General features: G+C 61.7%; 2 pseudogenes. Both read left to right on the forward strand.

Annotated features, from left to right (window positions below):
• Window positions 1-244 (forward strand): annotated as a pseudogene (locus tag JN414_RS16460) (hypothetical protein); the annotation flags it as partial.
• A pseudogene (locus JN414_RS16465) lies at window positions 244-564 on the forward strand (hypothetical protein); the annotation flags it as partial. The pseudogenes JN414_RS16460 and JN414_RS16465, both read left to right, overlap by 1 nt.

A 564-nucleotide genomic window follows, 5' to 3' on the forward strand; every position in this document is an offset into this window, starting at 1 on the left:
CCGCTGGAGCCGGCGCAAGCTGAGTATCGTCCATCAGTCCCTGGGCGATGTCGATCTGCCAGCCGTGCGGGCGATGGCGTCTGTCAGCGGCCAGGGCGGCAACATCCTGTTCCTCCCGGATCCCGACCGCGTACCTCTGGCAGAGACCGCGCTGTTTGGCCGTGTCGCTCTGAGTGAGATCTCCAATCCTTTTGGTCCGGCTGACCGTCATGCCGTGACCTTTACCCTGACCGAGAGGCTGTAATGGCGTCGAGACTGAGCAATTATGTCCTGGAGAACGCCACCAATCCCGGCACCGGCCCCTTTATCCTGAACGGCGCTCCAGACAACCGGCGCAGCTTTGCATCGGCCTTTCCGAATGGCGGTCAGGTGTTCTACTTCGCAGATGACGGCACCCAGTCCGAATGGGGGGTGGCCAGCCTGACGGTCGGGGCACCGAATACGCTGTCGCGGACAAAGATCATCGGCAATACGGCCGAGACGACAGGGCCACTGGATTTCTCTGCCACGGTGCAGGTCTATAACGAGATCCCGGCCGAGTACCTTCTGGTCCTGAACGATGAC

The sequence above is a fragment of the Gluconobacter sp. Gdi genome (genome assembly GCF_014132155.1).
In the GTDB taxonomy this organism is placed as follows: domain Bacteria; phylum Pseudomonadota; class Alphaproteobacteria; order Acetobacterales; family Acetobacteraceae; genus Gluconobacter.